Origin of the sequence: Citrobacter sp. MGH 55 (genome assembly GCF_016906145.1) — a bacterium.
GTDB lineage: Bacteria > Pseudomonadota > Gammaproteobacteria > Enterobacterales > Enterobacteriaceae > Citrobacter_A > Citrobacter_A amalonaticus.
In genome coordinates this window covers 3,950,186-3,967,111 of the sequence record NZ_CP070239.1, presented here as the reverse complement: position 1 = coordinate 3,967,111, position 16,926 = coordinate 3,950,186, and the positions used below count along the sequence as shown (strand labels likewise).

Here is a 16,926-nt window from a genome sequence, read left to right as displayed (position 1 = left end):
AGAAGGATATGGAAAGCCGGCTTCCGGAACGCACTGACTGGAAGCTAAACCTGTATTACGAAAGTTGTGATGCCTCGCACTAAGGATAGGTGACATCGATAGAGCGTGCAGAGGAATGTGTGCTCGTCGTTCAGCCCGACAAAAAGGGACGTTTTGTAGTCTCTGAGTATGACAGGTCAATGTGCTGAAACCATTCAAGTGACAATTGTCACGCATTATACGCTGAAACAGACACAAAAGGAAAATGGAAACGGTGTTTCAGAATACATCCAGGCAGTTACACAACAAATTGTTATTAAACAAGTCGTGTCTGCCAATTGCGCAAACGCAAAAACCAGGCTGTGTTGCGCAACTCGACATATTCCTTCGAGTTATAACAAATGACTTTTAAATCATTTCAAATCTAAATTACCCTGATTACACTCGTTTGGACATCCATACTGCTAAATAGCCGAAAGCGCTGGCAGGATAACAATAAGCAGCCGCGGATACCCAAACGACATGATTGTCCTGAAAAATATTTCGAAAGTGTTCACGCCAGGCCGGCTATCCATTACTGCGGTTGATAATGTCAATTTGACCGTGGAGCAGGGACAGATTTACGGAATTATTGGCTACAGCGGTGCTGGGAAAAGCACCCTGATTCGTCTGCTCAACGGGCTGGAAAAACCAACCGCGGGCAGCGTGACCATCAACGGTCATGATATTTCTGCCGCTCGCGGCGAATCGCTGCGCCAGGCGCGCCTGAAAATCAGCATGGTCTTCCAGCATTTTAATCTGCTGTGGTCGCGCACCGTGCGCGATAACATCGCCTTTTCTATGCAAATCGCCGGTGCGCCAAAAGCAAAAATTCAGGCTCGCGTGGCGGAACTGATTGAACTGGTAGGGTTGACGGGGCGCGAAAATGCCTTTCCGTCACAGCTGAGCGGCGGGCAAAAGCAGCGCGTGGGGATTGCACGCGCGCTGGCCAATAGCCCGGATGTATTGCTGTGCGATGAAGCCACGTCGGCGCTGGACCCGCAAACAACCGATCAAATTCTTGATCTGCTGCTTGATATCAACCGCCGCTTCCAACTGACGATTGTGTTGATCACCCATGAAATGCACGTGGTGCGCAAAATCTGCGATCGTGTGGCAGTGATGGAGAACGGTCAGGTGGTGGAAGAAGGCGACGTCTTGAGCGTCTTCACGCATCCGCAACAGCCGATTACTCGTCAGTTTGTCCGCCAGGTGGGACAGTATGCTGATGAAGAAGCCTTTAACCCGCAACTGGCGAGCGAACTGGGCGGCACGGTAATTAAATTAACCTTTACCGGGCACAGCACGCATCAGCCGATCGTTGGCGAACTGACCCTGCGCTACGGTCTGCCATTCAATATCCTGCACGGCAAAATGACCCAGACGGCGCATGGCGTGTTCGGCCAGCTGTGGCTGCACGTGGTGGCGTCGGAAGAGCAACTCAATAACATTCTGGACGACCTGCAAAAAAGCGGCATTGACGGTGAGGTGATTCAACATGGCTGAGAATCTGTTTCCCCATCTGAAATGGGATCAACTGTTTGCCGCTACTCAGGAGACGCTGTACATGACCGCGCTCTCCGGGATTGCGACCTTTGTTCTCGGTATCGTCCTCGGACTGGCGCTGTTTCTGACCGCACGCGGTGGGCTGTTCCAGAACCGTGCGCTGTACAGCGGCATTTCGCTGGTGGTGAATATTTTCCGCTCGATCCCGTTCATTATTTTGATCGTCTTACTGATCCCGTTTACCAAAGCGATTGTCGGCACCATTCTTGGCGCGAATGCCGCCTTACCGGCACTGATTGTCGGTGCCGCGCCATTCTATGCGCGCCTGGTTGAGATCGCCCTGCGCGAAGTGGATAAGGGCGTCATTGAAGCCACACGTTCAATGGGCGCTCGTCTTGGCACCTTAATTTTTCGGGTTTTGTTACCTGAATCGTCACCCGCTCTGGTGTCCGGTATCACCGTGACGCTGATTGCGCTGGTCAGTTACAGCGCGATGGCTGGGGTGATCGGAGCAGGGGGTTTAGGGAATCTGGCTTATCTGGAAGGATTCCAGCGCAACCACAACGACGTCACGCTGGTGGCGACAGTGACCATTCTGGTTATCGTCTTCATTATCCAGTTCTGCGGCGATGTGATCACTTCTCTGTTAGATAAACGCTAATAAAATACGGAAACCATTATCATGAAAAAATCACTGACACTTCTCGCCGCAGCCACCTTAAGTGCCCTGAGCTTCGCCTCCTGGGGGGACACGCTGACCGTGGGCGCGTCTAACGTACCGCATGCCGAAATCCTCGAACAGGCCAAACCGATCCTGGCGAAACAGGGGATCGATCTGGAGATTAAACCGTTCCAGGACTACATCCTGCCGAACACCGCGCTGGCGGGCCGTGAGATTGATGCCAACTACTTCCAGCATATTCCCTATCTGAACAGTGTGCTGAAAGACCATGCCGGGGATAAGACCTACGATTTTGTCAGTGCGGGCGCCATCCACATTGAGCCTATCGGCATCTATTCGAAAAAGGTTAAATCACTGAAGGATCTGCCGGAAGGCGGCAAAATCATCATGCGTGATGCGGTGTCGGAAGAGGGGCGTATTCTGTCTATCTTCGAGAAAGAGGGCGTAATCAAACTGAAGCCGGGCGTGGACAAAGTGACCGCACGCATCAGCGACATCGTGGATAACCCGAAGAAGCTGAAGTTCCTGCCTAACGTGGAAGCCGCGCTGTTGCCGCAAATGTACAACAACGATGAAGGTGATGCGGTGGTGATTAACGCCAACTACGCTATCGACGCTGGTCTGGATCCGGTCCACGACCCGATCGCGGTGGAAAGCGGTGAGAACAACCCGTATGCCAACATCATTACCGTACATCGTGGCGACGAGAAGAAAAAGGATATCGTCGCACTGGTTAACGTCCTGCACTCAAAAGAGATTCAGGAGTGGATCCGCACCAAATACAAAGGCGCGGTCATTCCGGTGAATAACTGATCCGTTTTTGCCGGGAGACGGCTTCGCCTTACCCGGCCTACGTTGTCCTGTAGGCCGGGTAAAACGCGCGAGCGTTGCCATCCGTGCAAGTGTCAGACCCGCTCAATTCTTGCTGGCAGCCCCTGACGGACCGCGGCGCCGGACACCCAGTCCAGCCAGGTGTTACTGACTTTTCGCGTCGGATCGGCAAATCCCAGGTCATTCAGGTTAATCCCCGATTTCACTTTCGCATCAAAAGGCAGCGGTTCACCGTCCAGCGTGTGTTGCGCGCCGCCCATCTCCCGATGCCCATAGCCGTGCTCGATCGCGATGACCCCAGGCATTACGCCGTGCAGCAAACTAATTTGCGCCTCAACCTGTCCACCCGGCGTGGTGATCCGCACCGTGTCGCCATGGGAAAGCCCGAAACGCTGACCGTCCTGCGGGTTCAACGCCACCAGATTGACCGGCTTAACGTGGTGCAAACGTGGGATTACCGCAGACGCACTGGCCATGGTATTGGACTTAAACGAGATAAGTTTGAACGGCCACTGTGCCAGCGGGAACAGGTCGTCCACCGAACGTCCGTCAGAGAGCCTTGCCGGATACCACGCCGGACAGCCGCTGTAGCGCTCGCCAGTGATAGCATGACGATGAGCGGCAACCTCGGCGTTCCAGATTTGCAGCGGTTTTTCCCACGCGTTGCCGACCTGGTTTTCGGCCCGTCCGCTCTTGTCCGGTGCGAACCGACCGCCACGTGAATAGATAAACGCCACCCGACGGACTTCCTCCGCTTTCAGTGTCTGTTGAATGACGGGCATAATGCGGCGGACGCCTGTGAGTTCAATATCTTCCGTTACCGCTTCGGCGACCGGGGCCTTCCCCATAAACGCGATATTGGCGGCAACGCGCAGATAGTAGTCTTCGGCACGATTGAGCGGATAATGGTTCCCTGCGCTGTCGGATATCGCATTGTCGCCAAACCCCGGTAGATGCAGTTGCTTTGCCACCGCGATGCAGAATGCCTCCATCGAAACCGGCTGACCGTCGGTGGTTGTGGCGGTGGCAGCGGTAACAATCGGCCAGCGAGCGGTGGTGGCTTTACTGGCGACGCCAGCCCACGGCGCGCTGAATCCCCAGCTTTCGAAATTATGCGTGTCCGGTACGATGTAATCCGCAAGGGCCGTTGTTTCGTTCATATACGCGTCGATGGCAATAAACAGCGGCAACCGTGCCGGATCTTTCAGCTTTTCTTCGGCCAGCGCGCGCAAACCGGGTATGCCATACAAGGGATTGGTCATGTTGGAGATCCACGCTTTCAGCGGGTACGGATACCCCTCCAGCGCGGAACTCAGCAACTCAGTCAGTTGACCGGCGACAAACGGATACCACGGTGCTTTGGCCGGGAAGGGGGAACGCCCGGCGGCGACCTTGTCACGGTACTCTTCAGAAGATTCATACGCCGTTTTGCTTCGCGCGATGCTCAGCCCTTTAGGTTTCACTTTTCCCGGAAAACTCGCCATGTTGTAGCGTGGGCCGTCCGTTGCGCCGTTGAATTTTCCGCCGCCGACAAAGACGCCGCCTTCCAGACTGAGGTTGCCGATCAGCGCGTTCAGCATCATCACCGCCCACGCATTATAGAAACCATTTCCTGCCATCATGCCGCCGTGGGTGACGACCGCCGCCTTACGTCCGTGACGGGTAAAGGCATCCGCCAGCGCGATGATGTTGTCCTCAGCCACGCCGCACTGCTGGCTGTACTGCGCGAGCGTCATTTTTTCCGCCGATTCTTTCAGACACTGGAAGCTGCTTTTCACCGTCACGCTACGTCCGTCGGCGAGCGTGACCTGGCGCGTGGCAAACAGCGTGGCGTGCAGGCAATCACTGGCGGGGATCAGCTCGTTGTGTTCATTAACAACCAGTGGATCATTGGCCGCGGAAGGGTCCAGATGGCGACGCGTTAAGTGCTGTCCCGCCAGTCCGGGAAGATCGTCGGCGATCACCAGATGCGTGGCGTTGGTCCAGCTCTTCTCGTCAGCGTGTTGCATGGCCTTTGTGCCGGGCAGCGCCAGATAATCGGCGTTGTAGCGTTGGTTTTCGATAATCCAGCGGATCATTGCCATCGCCAGCGCAGAGTCGCTGCCGGGGATCACGGGTAACCAGTGACCGTGATCGTCAGCTAACACGGTGGTTAACGGCAGCGCCGGGGCGACGACCACATAGCTGAAATCACCGCGCAGGCGTGCGCTGGAAAGCTGTCTGGCCTGGCGTTTAAACGGGTTGCCCGACTGTGCGGGCGAGGTGCCCATAAACAGTGCGAACTCGACGTTATCCCAGTCGGGCTTTACGTGGGTGTTTTTATCGAGATCGCCCATCAGCGCGCCGGAACCTGCGCGATAGGCCAGTCCACAATAGGAGCCATGCGCGCCAAAGTTCTTGCTACCGAAACTGTTGAGAGCAAAGCGGCGTAAAAATGTATCTCGCCCATCGTCGCTGGTATTGGTGACCAGAAGCTGGTTGGATTTAGGACCAAACCCCGGATGTTGCGGATCAATGGGGGTCGACGGGGCGTAAATGGCGCGCAGGCCGTCAACGTGACCCTCGCCAAACAGGTCGCCGCCTTCCACCACTTCATTGATCAATTGTTCAAAGCTGATGCGCTGCCATTTACCTTCGCCGCGTTTACCGACGCGTTTCATCGGCTCAAGAATACGCAACGGGCTGTACAGGCCTTCCAGTTGCGTCGCGCCCCTGGCGCAGGCCGTCGAGCGAGCATCAAGACCGTTCTCGCCCGCCAGTTGCGCCATCGCCGTACTGAATGGCACCGACGCGTCAATATGATGCTCATGAGAAAGCGGATGATACGGGTTGCCGGCAATACGTAGCACCCGGTTGGTTTGTTGATCAACGCGTACCCTGACGCCGCACTGTGTCCAGCAACCGAAACATTGGGTCATGGCGATGGTTTGCTGCGTATTCTGCTGCCAGCGCGGGTGCGCGTTGGCTTCCGGGATCAGCGCGTTACCGGTGATGTGGTCGCGGGTGATTTTACCCGAGGTGCCGTTGATCAAGCCGTCAATGGCACGCTTCGCGACGTCACGATAGCTGAGGGCGAATGTCGCCATACCGCCGACGGCCAGGCCGACTTTGAGCCACTGACGACGGGTTAAATTAGCCATGTTGCAGTCTCCTTGCGAGTCCGTTCACGCTTTCGCGAATAATAATAAGCAGCGCTATCCACAGGCCGAAGGTGCCGAGGATGGCAAGCCAACCGTCGGTTCCGGCGGGCAGGGCGTATGGGTTGAACTGGGCGTTGAATTTCGGCAGCGTCTGCCCCTGAATCAGCAGCGTCCAGCGCATGAGCCAGCATAGCGCCATCGCGCTCAACGCCAGCAGGCTACGCAGGGGCAATGACAGCGGACGACGCAGGGCGATAACGCTAAACAGCAATGAGATCAGCCAGAATGCCAGCCAGCCTGAGGCGTAATGGCGTGCCGATGCGGAGATTGCCATCCACTGGCGGATGGCCATACCGGAAAGCGTATCGCCGCAGACCCAGAAAATAATGACGGCTGCAAGGGCGAGCAGTGTCAGCAGTTGTCCGAGCGCGAGGCGCTTTTGCGTTGGAAAATCATCGCGCAGCCCGACGATTAACAACGCTAAAAAGGTTTGTAGCGCACTCAGGAACATCACCAGCACAAAGGCATAACTGAACCAGACGGGGCGAGCCTGCACCACAGAGACTTCCCGCCCGGTATAGAGCAACAATCCTATCGCGGTCAGCGCGCTGGCACACGCGAACCATTTTGTGACAGCGTAACTTTTACCGGTGAGTTGTCTGTAAACCTGCGCCAGAAACCACAGTCCGAGGAACGCGGTAAACAGCGGCAAAAACAGGGCGCCCCACGGCATCCATGACCACGGCGTAGGGTACGCATAGAAATGCCAGACACGGGCTGTCTGGTGGAGATCGGCGGTTAGCGCCAGCGGTGCGGTGATTGCGCAGGTTAGCGTAATCAGCAGCGTCAGGTTTTCCAGCGCGGGATTATCCTTTTTCCGCCAGTGCAGGACGGCGCCAGACAGCGCCCCGCAGGCGGCAATACCGATGAAAAAGAAATACTGTACTGCCCAGGGAAGCCAACTCACCGCCTGTGGACGGGTCAGCACCTCTTCAATGATTAAGGGTGACATTATCAGACCTCCTGCCAGAGTGCGGGTTGTGCGCGGCTCATCAACGGGGAGACAAACGCCTCATCCAGTCCCAGATAGAAGACATGGGGCACGGTGTTGTTTTCCGGTTTCAACACTTTGATGGTGTCATGATGGGTGCGGATTAATTGCGAAATACGGCTTTGCGGATCGCGGATATCGCCGATGATGCGCGCGCCGCCAACACAGGACTCCACGCAGGCGGGGAGAAGTCCGGCCTCTAAACGATGGACGCAAAACGTGCATTTATCGGCGGTCTGCGTTTCATGATTGATAAAACGGGCGTCATAAGGACACGCCTGCACACAGTAGGCACAACCGACGCAGCGGGTGTTATCGACCACGACGATACCGTCTTCGCGTTGAAAGGTGGCCTGCACCGGACAAACCGGTACGCAGGGCGGATTGTCGCAGTGGTTGCACAGACGCGGTAACAGCACATTGGTCACCTCATCCGCCACCTGGACCTGATACTGATTCACATGGGTACGGAACTCGCCCTGCGGCGTCTGGTTTTCAATCGCACAACTGACGGTGCAGGCCTGACAGCCGATGCAGCGGCGCAGATCGACAAGCATCGCGTAACGCTGCTGTGTGGAACCGCCGTGGCGTTCAGGTGAAAAAGAAAATTTCGCCTGCGCCAGTGGAACCAGCGACGCGCCTGCGGTCAGGACGCCCAGTTGCTGGAGAAACTGCCGTTTACTGCTGTCCATTTTTTCTCCCGTCTCAAGGCAACAACGAAACATTTGTCACGCCGTTGGGTTGCGTGTGATGAATAAAGAATGTCGATGATTTACAGTGTAAAAATCGTGGCGGGGGCAGCTCTATTGTGGTTAACCACATACCCGGCGGGTTGTTGATCTAAAACAACATAATCAACGGGGATAAGGGTGTGAGAGGTAAAAAGGTGATGAGGCTGACGCTGCTGGCGTCGGCCTTAATGTTCAGCGGCGCTTCGCTGGCGGGCGCATGGAATATCGGGATTCTGGCGATGCGGGGTGAGGTCTCCACCCGTAATCACTGGCAGGCGCTGGAAACGCAGCTTAATCAGCAGATTCCCGGAGAACGGTTCCACATTCTGCCGCTGGATCTGCACCAGATGCAGGCGGCGGTCAACAACGCAAGCGTACAATTTGTGGTGACCAACCCGGCACAGTTTGTGCAACTGAACAGCCATTCACCGCTGCGCTGGCTGGCGTCTCTGCGTTCTGCGCGCGGCTCGGGGAACGTCATTGGCAGTGCGATCCTTGCCCGGCGCGACAGCGGTATCACCAGCGTGCACGATCTGATCGGTAAAACAGTGGGGGCCATTGATCCTCAGGCGTTCGGCGGCTATCTGCTGGGATACAAAGCGTTGAGCGACGCTGGCCTGCGCCCGGAGCGTGACCTCAACCTGCGTTTTACTGGTTTTCCAGCCGATGCGCTTCTTTATTTACTCCGTGAAAACGCGGTGCAGGCGGTGATTGTTCCGGTCTGCCTGCTGGAAAAAATGGACGAAGAGGGACTGGTTGATAAAACCGATTTTGTCGCGGTGCTCAACCGTCCCGGAAATATTGCCTGTTTAGCCAGTACGCCGCTCTATCCTGACTGGTCGTTTGCCGCGTTGCCTGCGGTCAGTGATGCGCTGGCCGATCGCGTCACCCGCGCGCTGCTGGCTGCACCTGACACCTCCGCGTTCCATTGGGGGGCGCCGGCGTCGACCAGCCAGGTGGAGGCGTTACTGCGCGACGTACAGCAGCATCCACAGCAGCGACGCTTATGGCTGGATGTGAAAAGCTGGCTGATACAACATCAGTGGCTGATGGGCGGGACAGCGCTGATCCTGCTTTTGCTGACCCTGAACTACATCTGGGTGATGCTGCTGGTTCGTCGCCGTGGTAAACAACTTGAACGCAACAGCGTCCAGTTGCGCCAGCAGGAGCAGGCGCTGGAAACGGCCAGGCAGATGAGCGTTCTCGGCGAAATGACCTCCGGATTCGCGCACGAACTGAATCAACCGCTGTCGGCTATTCGCCATTACGCGCAGGGCAGCCTGATTCGCCTGCAGTCTCAGGATCCGGCGCACGCGTTACTGCCTGCGCTCGAGCATATCGATCGGCAGGCGCAGCGCGGGGCCGAGACGCTGCGTAATTTGCGGCGCTGGGTGAGTCAGGCTCAGGGAAGCCCGATCCGCACGGAAGAGTGGGAGAACATCAGCATTCGCGAGGCGGTTCAACATGTCTGGCAACTGTTACGCATGGCACAGCAGTTTCCGATGTTAATTTTACACAGCAATATCGATCGCGCGTTGACGATGTTGCTGCCGCCGGTTTTGCTGGAGCAGGTGCTGGCTAATCTGATCCTCAACGCGGCGCAGGCGGGTGCCACCGCGTTGTGGATTGACGCCTCAGCGTCGACACAGGGCGTGCACATGACGTTGCAGGATAATGGCGGCGGTATCAACGATGCCTTATTGCAGCAAGCCTTTCAGCCCTTCAAAACCAGTCGGAAAGAGGGGATGGGACTGGGGCTGGTGATTTGTCAGCGGCTGGTACGTTACGGTCAGGGAGAGATTAACCTGCGAAATCAGACCGCGCCTGACGGGCTGCCTGGCGTGGCGGTTGTACTGGATTTTACTCAACAGGAGGACAGGAGCGGCAATGGCGATAATTCATTTACTGGATGATGATGTGGCGGTCACCGATGCCTGCGCCTTTCTTCTGGAGAGCCTGGGCTATCCGGTCACGTGCTGGGAAGAAGGGGCTGTTTTTCTTGCGCAGGCCGATTTGTATCAGACGGGCGTACTGTTGCTGGATATGCGGATGCCGGTCATGGACGGTAAGCATGTCCATGCGGTGTTGCGCCAGCGCGAAAGTACGCTGGCAGTGGTGTTTCTGACCGGACATGGCGACGTGCCGATGGCCGTCGAGCAGATGAAGCAGGGGGCGGTAGACTTTTTGCAAAAACCGGTCAGCGCCAAACCGCTGCAAACGGCGCTGGAGCGTGCGCTGGTGGTATCGGAACAGGCCGTAGCCCGACAACAGATCATCACCTGTTATCGCGCACTTACGGCAAAAGAACGTGAGTTAGCAGGTTTCGTCGTTAATGGACTGATGAACCGCGAGATTGCGCAGGTGATGAACATCGCGGTACGCACGGTAGAAGTACATCGCGCCAGGGTGATGGAAAAAATGCAGGCGGCAAATCTGGCGGCACTGGTCAACAAATGGCAACAATTGAAAGAAACGCATATCGTTGAATAGTACCGTGAGTTATTTATTTGATTTTCTTTGTTTTTTGTCATCCCCTCCAGTCTGATATATGCTGTTTAACTGGACCAGCAATGAGAGACAATAATGGGAAACCTGACAAAAGACGATGAACTGTACCGTGAGATGTGCAGAGTGGTTGGCAAAGTGGTGCTGGAAATGCGCGATCTGGGACAGGAACCCAAACATATCGTGATTGCCGGGGTACTGAGAACCGCACTGGCGAACCAGCGTATTCAGCGTAGCGACCTCGAAAAACAGGCAATGGAAACGGTAATCAAAGCGCTGGCCAGCTAACCGCATTAGGGGATGAACGCATCCCTTATTTCCTGAAACGCGAATTATTCAGGGACAATATTACCGTTATTGGCTAATTCGCTATATTTGTTAATATATCACGACCGCTTTTTAATTTATAGTTGGGAACAATTTCACATTTATTTGTAATCTTGTGGAACAGTGTTTCACTGTCTTTATGATAATAAATATCACTACGCATTTAATATTTCCCTTCCCATTTTTAATTGATAATGATCAAAGTTATACCTACCAATAACTCCCATTATTTATTTCGCCTAACCCTAAAGGATTAGTTTATTTGCGTTAAGTTGCGTTATTTATGCAATCCGGTTATGGCAGAACTTCAGCTGTGGGAGGCAACATCAGAGGCTCTGTTTCAGCATAATTAGCATCAGCCTGGGACGTGTTGTCGGCACTGCGTTTGCGAAGAGGATGCAAAATAAATGAACCAGGTTGATCGTCCATTATTAGATACTGGCTTAACGCGGCTGGAATTCCTGCGTATATCAGGAAAAGGCCTGGCAGGGTTAACCATCGCGCCCGCGTTACTGTCGCTTTTTGGCTGTAAGCAAGAAGATATCGATAGCGGCACCGTGGGGTTGATCTCCACGCCGAAAGGGGTGCTGGTAACCCAACGCGCCCGCTGTACCGGTTGCCATCGCTGTGAAATTTCTTGTACCAATTACAATGATGGTGCCGTCGGCACCTTCTTTTCCCGCATTAAAATTCACCGTCATTATTTCTTTGGCGACAAGGGGCCAGGCTCCGGCGGCGGCCTGTATGGCGATCTGAACTACACCCCGGACACCTGTCGTCAGTGCAAAGATCCGCAGTGCATGAAGGTGTGCCCCATTGGGGCGATTACCTGGAGCCAGGAAGACGGTTGCATTGCCGTTGACCACCGACGCTGTATCGGGTGCAGCGCCTGTACTACCGCGTGTCCGTGGATGATGGCCACCGTCAATACCGAAACGAAGAAATCGTCAAAATGTGTGTTATGCGGTGAGTGTGCCAGTGCCTGCCCGACCGGGGCATTAAAAATCATCGAGTGGAAAGATATTACTGTTTGAATCTTGCAAAGGAAAACATTATGGCTAACGGTTGGACAGGTAATATTTTACGGGTCAATCTTACAACAGGCGATATTACCCTTGAAGATTCCAGTAAATTTAAAAAATTTGTCGGCGGTATGGGGTTCGGCTACAAAATTATGTACGACGAAGTTCCCGCTGGCACTAAACCCTTTGATGAAGGCAATAAATTAGTTTTTGCGACGGGACCGCTTACCGGATCCGGCGCTCCATGCAGTTCTCGCGTTAATATCACGTCGCTCTCCACATTCACAAAAGGCAATCTGGTTGTCGATGCACATATGGGCGGTTTTTTTGCGGCACAAATGAAATTTGCCGGCTATGACGCCATCATCATTGAAGGCAAGGCGGCATCCCCCGTCTGGCTCAATATTAAAGACGACAAGGTCACGCTTGAAAAAGCCGATTTTCTGTGGGGGAAAGGCACCCGTGCAACCACGGAAGAAATTTGCCGGATGACGTCACCAGAAACCTGCGTGGCGGCGATTGGTCAGGCGGGTGAAAACCTCGTGCCGCTCTCCTGTATGCTCAATAGCCGCAACCACAGCGGTGGCGCAGGGACCGGCGCGGTGATGGGGTCGAAAAATCTGAAAGCCATCGCCGTGGAAGGGACCAAAGGCGTCAACATTGCCGATCGCAAAGAGATGAAGCGGTTGAATGATTACATGATGACGGAGCTGATTGGCGCGAATAATAACCATGTTGTGCCCAGCACACCGCAGGCATGGGCGGAATATTCCTCGCCGGCGTCACGCTGGACTGCACGCAAAGGGTTGTTCTGGGGCGCGGCGGAAGGTGGGCCGATCGAGACCGGCGAGATCCCGCCGGGTAATCAGAACACCGTCGGCTTCAGGACCTACAAATCGGTCTTCGATTTAGGTCCGGCAGCGGAAAAGTACACGGTGAAAATGAGCGGCTGCCATTCTTGTCCGATTCGCTGCATGACGCAGATGAACATTCCTCGTGTGAAGGACTTTGGCGTGCCGAGCACCGGCGGGAATACCTGCGTGGCGAACTTCGTCCATACCACCATTTTCCCGAACGGTCCGAAGGACTTTGAAGACAAAGGCGATGGCCGGGTCATCGGCAACCTGGTGGGTCTGAATCTATTTGATGACTACGGCATCTGGTGTAACTACGGCCAGTTGCACCGCGACTTTACGTATTGCTACAGCAAAGGGGTGTTTAAACGCGTGCTGCCGGCGGAAGAATATGCCCAGATCCGCTGGGATCAACTGGAAGCGGGCGATCCGAATTTCATCAAGGATTTCTATTATCGTCTGGCGCATCGCGTGGGTGAACTTAGCCATCTGGCGGATGGGTCGTATGCCATTGCCGAGCGCTGGCAACTGGGTGATGAATACTGGGCGTATGAAAAAAATAAACTGTGGTCACCGTTTGGTTTTCCGGTTCACCACGCCAACGAAGCCTCGGCGCAGGTGGGGGCCATCACCAACTGCATGTTCAACCGCGATTGTATGACCCACACCCACATCAATTTCATCGGCTCGGGTTTGCCTTTAACACTCCAGCGGGAAGTCGCCGCGGAACTGTTTGGTTCACCAGACGCCTACGATGAAACGAAAAATTACACGCCCATCAACGCGGCAAAAATTAAATATGCCAAATGGACGCTGCTGAAAGTGTGCCTGCATAACGCCGTCACGCTGTGTAACTGGGTCTGGCCGATGACCGTGTCGCCGCTGAAAAGTCGCAACTATCGCGGGGATCTCGATCTGGAAGCCAAATTCTTTCAGGCCGTAACCGGTGACGAAACCACTCAGGCCAGCCTCGATTTAGCCGCAGAACGTATCTTCACTCTACATCGCGCCTACACGGTGAAACTGATGCAGACCAACGATATGCGCAATGCGCACGATCTGATCTGCTCGTGGGTGTTTGATAAAGATCCGAAGATTCCGGTCTTTAGCGAAGGCACCGACAAGATGGACCGCGACGATATGCGTGAATCCCTGACGCTGTTTTATAAAGAGATGGGCTGGCACCCTGAATTGGGCTGCCCGACGCGTGAGACGTTGAATCGACTCGGCCTGGAAGATGTCGCCGATGACCTGGCCGCGCAGAATCTGTTGCCGGCGTAAGGAAAAAACATGAGCCAACCAGAGGAAGTGAGCCAACTTATCGCGCCGGATGTCGATCTCGAAAAGCGGCAGTGGTTGCAGGGGCGACATGAGCCGATAGCCTGCGCGGATGAACAGGCGGTAGCAGAAAGCCCTGCTGAGATTATGGCGGATTTTATCCGCCAGCATTCGGCGAACGGCCAGCTTGTCGCGCGCGAGCTGTTCTTGCAGCCGCCGTACTCCGTAGAAGAGGCGGCGCTCACACCGCTACTGGACACGCTCAAAGAGGGGCTTGCCGGCGAGGATATCGCCTGTGTGCAGGGCTCTCAGGATGAATATTACTACTCAACCCAGACCATGACCGCCAACTATGCCGGCATGTGTGTTCAGGTGGTGGAAAAGGATATCTGTCGGGCAATCGCACTGGCGGTGCGCTTTGACTGTCAGACCTATCCGCGTCCGTACAAAATCGCCATGCTGGAACAATCGCCTTACGGTTTCGCGCCTGAGCAGATAGAAGCCGCGCTGGCCGCGATTGAAACGCACCCCGACTATGCCGATATTCGCCCGGTCTCGTCGTCGAACGACGTGCCGTATTTATTCAGCGAACGCTTTATGAGTTACGGCAAAGCATACGGCTTGTGCGAATGGCTGGAAGTTGAGCAGTTTCAGAATCCCTGAATTCATGGAAAGCGTGGACGAGCGCGACCACAGCATTAGAGGATAACAAGATGTCCTTCACTCGACGAAAATTTGTGCTTGGCATGGGAACGGTCATTTTCTTCAGCGGACCCGGCCAGACGCTGCTGGCGAAGACAACAGCCAGCGGCCCCGTTCGTTACGTCATGATTCATGATGAATCGCGATGTAATGGCTGTAACATCTGTACCCGCGCCTGTCGCAAAACGAATCATGTTCCCGCGCAGGGAAGTCGCCTGTCGATTGCGCATATTCCCGTTTCAGATAATGACAACGAGACGCTGTATCACTACTTCCGTCAGTCCTGCCAGCACTGCGATGACGCCCCCTGCATTGAGGTTTGCCCGACCGGTGCGTCTTGGCGCGATGAGAACGGGATCGTTCGTGTCGACAGTTCGCGCTGCATTGGCTGTAGTTACTGCATCGGCGCGTGCCCCTATCAGGTGCGTTACCTGAATCCGCAAACCAAAGTGGCGGACAAATGCGATTTTTGCGCCGAGTCCCGACTGGCAAAAGGTTTTCCGCCCATTTGCGTGACCGCCTGTCCGGAACATGCGCTGCTGTTTGGACGCGAAGACAGCCCGGACATCCAGCGTTGGCTTCAGGAAAATAACTATTACCAGTATCAACTTCCGGGCGCGGGTAAGCCACATCTGTATCGTCGGTTCGGTCAACATTTGATTAAAAAGGATAATGTATGAACGCGTCGCAGAATGCTGAACAGTTCCAGGCCCAACTGGCAAATTATGTGCCGGTATTTTCTCCCGAGTATTGGCCCGTCTGGCTGGTGATCGCCGGACTTCTGCTGGTGGCGATGTGGCTGGTGCTGGGGTTACACGCCTGGCTTCGCTTTCGCGCGGCCAACAAGGCAGCCGCCGGGCATGGTGAGAAGGTTTACCTGTATTCTCGCGCGGTACGCCTGTGGCACTGGTCGAATGCCTTGCTGTTTTTACTCCTGCTCGGTAGCGGGCTAATCAACCATTTCTCGCTGGTCAGCGCGGCGGTAATTAACAGCTTGCTGACGGTGCACGAAGTCTGCGGATTTCTGCTGCTGGCGTGCTGGGTCGGTTTCGTGCTGATCAATGCGTTGGGCGGGAACGGTCATCATTACATTATCCGTCCCCAGGGTTGGGTGGCGCGAGCGATGAAACAGACCCGTTTCTATCTGTTTGGCATTATGCAGGGGGAAGCGCATCCGTTCCCGGCAACACCGCGTTCGAAGTTTAATCCGTTACAGCAGGCGGCCTATGTCGGGGTGATGTACGGATTGTTGCCATTGTTGCTGCTGAGCGGATTGTTGGCGCTCTATCCGCAGGTCGTGGGCGACCTGTTCCCCGGCGTACGCTACTGGTTGTTGCAGGCGCACTTCGCGCTGGCAATCATCAGCCTGTTCTTTATTTTTGGTCACCTCTACCTGTGCACTACGGGCCGCACGCCTGGCGAGACGTTCCGCTGCATGGTCGATGGCTATCACCGGCATTAACGTATGCTGATCACACGAGAAGATTTACGCAACTGGCGGGTTGGCGCGGTGATGTACCGCTGGTTTCTGCGCCGTTTTCCTGAAGGTGGCAACTACGCTGATGTGCATCGGGCGTTGAGTCGCGAAGGTTATCTCGACTGGGCGAACAGCCTGGTGGAATACGCCTGGTCGCGCTGGCTGGATGAAGAAAATTTCGCTCGCCAGGATATCTCCGCCATGTCGCGACTGGCGCGGCCAGATGCCTCAATGGGCGATCAGCAGGTGGCGAACGCGGGTGATAACGCGAATCTGGGCTGTGCGGGTGATAACATGAAGATCGCCAGCGCAGGCTATGCGTCACAAATTGCCAGTGCGGGTTACTGCGTGCGCATTGGCAGCGTTGGCTACAACAGCCATATCAGCAGTTCCGGGGATCGCGCGCGGCTGGCTGTGGCAGGGAACTCAACGCGAATCAGTAGTGCCGGTAACGGAGCGCGGATCGCCAGCAGCGGGATGCGTGTGCGGGTGAGTTCGCTCGGTGATAGAAACCATGTCGCCAGTAACGGCGACCTGAGCCAGATAGTCTGTTTTGGCGCCAATGCAAAAATCGCTAACAGCGGCGATAATGTGCATATCATCTGTAACGGCGATAACGCGATTGTTGCCAGTAGCGGGGTGGTGGATTCCGTCGTGCTGGGACCGGGCGGCTGCGCGGCGCTGGCGTATCATGACGGCAAACGCATGCGTTTCGCCGTCGCGGTTGAAGGTGAAGCCGGGATCCGCGCCGGTGTGAAATACCGACTCGACGATGCGCACCAGTTTGTTGAGTGCTGATCGT

General features: G+C 55.3%; 15 protein-coding genes. 12 read left to right on the top strand and 3 right to left on the bottom strand.

From position 1 onward, the window contains the following. Window positions 1–501 precede the first annotated feature (501 nt). The 3 genes from JTI98_RS16385 to JTI98_RS16375 are packed head-to-tail and all read left to right on the top strand — an operon-like array spanning window position 502 to window position 3,019. Window positions 502–1,524 (top strand): methionine ABC transporter ATP-binding protein, encoded by a 1,023-nt coding sequence (locus JTI98_RS16385; protein WP_058587998.1) that lies wholly within the window; start codon window positions 502–504, stop codon window positions 1,522–1,524. Then, window positions 1,517–2,185 (top strand): methionine ABC transporter permease, encoded by a 669-nt coding sequence (locus JTI98_RS16380; protein WP_044327385.1) that lies wholly within the window; start codon window positions 1,517–1,519, stop codon window positions 2,183–2,185. The genes JTI98_RS16385 and JTI98_RS16380 overlap by 8 nt, the downstream gene beginning before the upstream one ends. 21 nt (window positions 2,186–2,206) lie before the next feature. Next, complete coding sequence (locus tag JTI98_RS16375) at window positions 2,207–3,019, top strand: MetQ/NlpA family ABC transporter substrate-binding protein (RefSeq protein WP_216081538.1); 813 nt, start codon at window positions 2,207–2,209, stop codon at window positions 3,017–3,019. Window positions 3,020–3,111: 92 nt separating this feature from the next. Here the strand turns inward: JTI98_RS16375 and ttrA are convergent, their stop codons facing one another. From ttrA to ttrB, 3 genes are read right to left on the bottom strand one after another with little or no spacing between them, the layout of a single operon-like run. Then, entirely contained in the window at window positions 3,112–6,177 is a 3,066-nt protein-coding gene (gene ttrA, locus JTI98_RS16370) for a tetrathionate reductase subunit TtrA (protein WP_058587999.1), read from the bottom strand. Beyond that, window positions 6,170–7,192, bottom strand: a complete 1,023-nt coding sequence (ttrC, locus tag JTI98_RS16365) for a tetrathionate reductase subunit TtrC (RefSeq protein WP_216082257.1) — start codon at window positions 7,190–7,192, stop codon at window positions 6,170–6,172. Before ttrC ends, ttrA begins: the two co-directional genes overlap by 8 nt. Further along, window positions 7,192–7,920 carry a tetrathionate reductase subunit TtrB gene (gene ttrB / locus JTI98_RS16360; RefSeq protein WP_216081537.1) on the bottom strand — a complete coding sequence of 243 codons (729 nt, stop codon included), beginning with the start codon at window positions 7,918–7,920 and terminating at the stop codon, window positions 7,192–7,194. The genes ttrC and ttrB overlap by 1 nt, the downstream gene beginning before the upstream one ends. A 179-nt stretch (window positions 7,921–8,099) precedes the next feature. Here ttrB and ttrS point away from each other — a divergent pair, with 179 nt between their 5' ends. From ttrS to ydhT, 9 genes are all read left to right on the top strand, one after another. Then, on the top strand, window positions 8,100–9,872 hold the full coding sequence (ttrS, locus tag JTI98_RS16355) for a tetrathionate respiration histidine kinase TtrS (protein WP_216081536.1): 1,773 nt from the start codon (window positions 8,100–8,102) through the stop codon (window positions 9,870–9,872). Next, window positions 9,847–10,449 (top strand): tetrathionate respiration response regulator TtrR, encoded by a 603-nt coding sequence (gene ttrR, locus JTI98_RS16350; RefSeq protein ID WP_054176656.1) that lies wholly within the window; start codon window positions 9,847–9,849, stop codon window positions 10,447–10,449. The genes ttrS and ttrR overlap by 26 nt, the downstream gene beginning before the upstream one ends. A gap of 93 nt (window positions 10,450–10,542) precedes the next feature. Continuing rightward, complete coding sequence (fumD, locus tag JTI98_RS16345; RefSeq protein ID WP_044254724.1) at window positions 10,543–10,752, top strand: fumarate hydratase FumD; 210 nt, start codon at window positions 10,543–10,545, stop codon at window positions 10,750–10,752. Between the two features lie 446 nt (window positions 10,753–11,198). Next, window positions 11,199–11,825: a ferredoxin-like protein gene (locus JTI98_RS16340; RefSeq protein WP_043000829.1), complete on the top strand. Its 627-nt coding sequence runs from the start codon at window positions 11,199–11,201 to the stop codon at window positions 11,823–11,825. 20 nt (window positions 11,826–11,845) lie between these two features. Further along, the gene (locus JTI98_RS16335; RefSeq protein WP_058588003.1) at window positions 11,846–13,948 is read left to right on the top strand and encodes an aldehyde ferredoxin oxidoreductase; all 2,103 of its coding nucleotides are present in this window, start codon (window positions 11,846–11,848) and stop codon (window positions 13,946–13,948) included. Between the two features lie 9 nt (window positions 13,949–13,957). Beyond that, window positions 13,958–14,608: a YdhW family putative oxidoreductase system protein gene (locus JTI98_RS16330; RefSeq protein ID WP_044254721.1), complete on the top strand. Its 651-nt coding sequence runs from the start codon at window positions 13,958–13,960 to the stop codon at window positions 14,606–14,608. A 50-nt stretch (window positions 14,609–14,658) separates the two neighbouring features. Beyond that, on the top strand, window positions 14,659–15,327 hold the full coding sequence (locus JTI98_RS16325; RefSeq protein WP_044326967.1) for a 4Fe-4S dicluster domain-containing protein: 669 nt from the start codon (window positions 14,659–14,661) through the stop codon (window positions 15,325–15,327). Beyond that, on the top strand, window positions 15,324–16,109 hold the full coding sequence (phsC, locus tag JTI98_RS16320; protein WP_044326966.1) for a thiosulfate reductase cytochrome B subunit: 786 nt from the start codon (window positions 15,324–15,326) through the stop codon (window positions 16,107–16,109). Before JTI98_RS16325 ends, phsC begins: the two co-directional genes overlap by 4 nt. A gap of 3 nt (window positions 16,110–16,112) precedes the next feature. Next, a complete protein-coding gene (gene ydhT, locus JTI98_RS16315) occupies window positions 16,113–16,922 on the top strand; it encodes a protein YdhT (protein WP_216081535.1) in 810 nt (269 codons plus the stop codon). Window positions 16,923–16,926 lie beyond the last annotated feature (4 nt).

Coding starts and splice junctions, on each gene's coding strand:
- JTI98_RS16385 (WP_058587998.1), top strand. CDS start 502: ATGATTGTCCTGAAAAATATTTCGAAAGTGTTCACGCCAGGCCGGCTA.
- JTI98_RS16380 (WP_044327385.1), top strand. CDS start 1,517: ATGGCTGAGAATCTGTTTCCCCATCTGAAATGGGATCAACTGTTTGCC.
- JTI98_RS16375 (WP_216081538.1), top strand. CDS start 2,207: ATGAAAAAATCACTGACACTTCTCGCCGCAGCCACCTTAAGTGCCCTG.
- ttrA (WP_058587999.1), bottom strand. CDS start 6,177: ATGGCTAATTTAACCCGTCGTCAGTGGCTCAAAGTCGGCCTGGCCGTC.
- ttrB (WP_216081537.1), bottom strand. CDS start 7,920: ATGGACAGCAGTAAACGGCAGTTTCTCCAGCAACTGGGCGTCCTGACC.
- ttrR (WP_054176656.1), top strand. CDS start 9,847: ATGGCGATAATTCATTTACTGGATGATGATGTGGCGGTCACCGATGCC.
- fumD (WP_044254724.1), top strand. CDS start 10,543: ATGGGAAACCTGACAAAAGACGATGAACTGTACCGTGAGATGTGCAGA.
- JTI98_RS16340 (WP_043000829.1), top strand. CDS start 11,199: ATGAACCAGGTTGATCGTCCATTATTAGATACTGGCTTAACGCGGCTG.
- JTI98_RS16335 (WP_058588003.1), top strand. CDS start 11,846: ATGGCTAACGGTTGGACAGGTAATATTTTACGGGTCAATCTTACAACA.
- JTI98_RS16330 (WP_044254721.1), top strand. CDS start 13,958: ATGAGCCAACCAGAGGAAGTGAGCCAACTTATCGCGCCGGATGTCGAT.
- JTI98_RS16325 (WP_044326967.1), top strand. CDS start 14,659: ATGTCCTTCACTCGACGAAAATTTGTGCTTGGCATGGGAACGGTCATT.
- phsC (WP_044326966.1), top strand. CDS start 15,324: ATGAACGCGTCGCAGAATGCTGAACAGTTCCAGGCCCAACTGGCAAAT.
- ydhT (WP_216081535.1), top strand. CDS start 16,113: ATGCTGATCACACGAGAAGATTTACGCAACTGGCGGGTTGGCGCGGTG.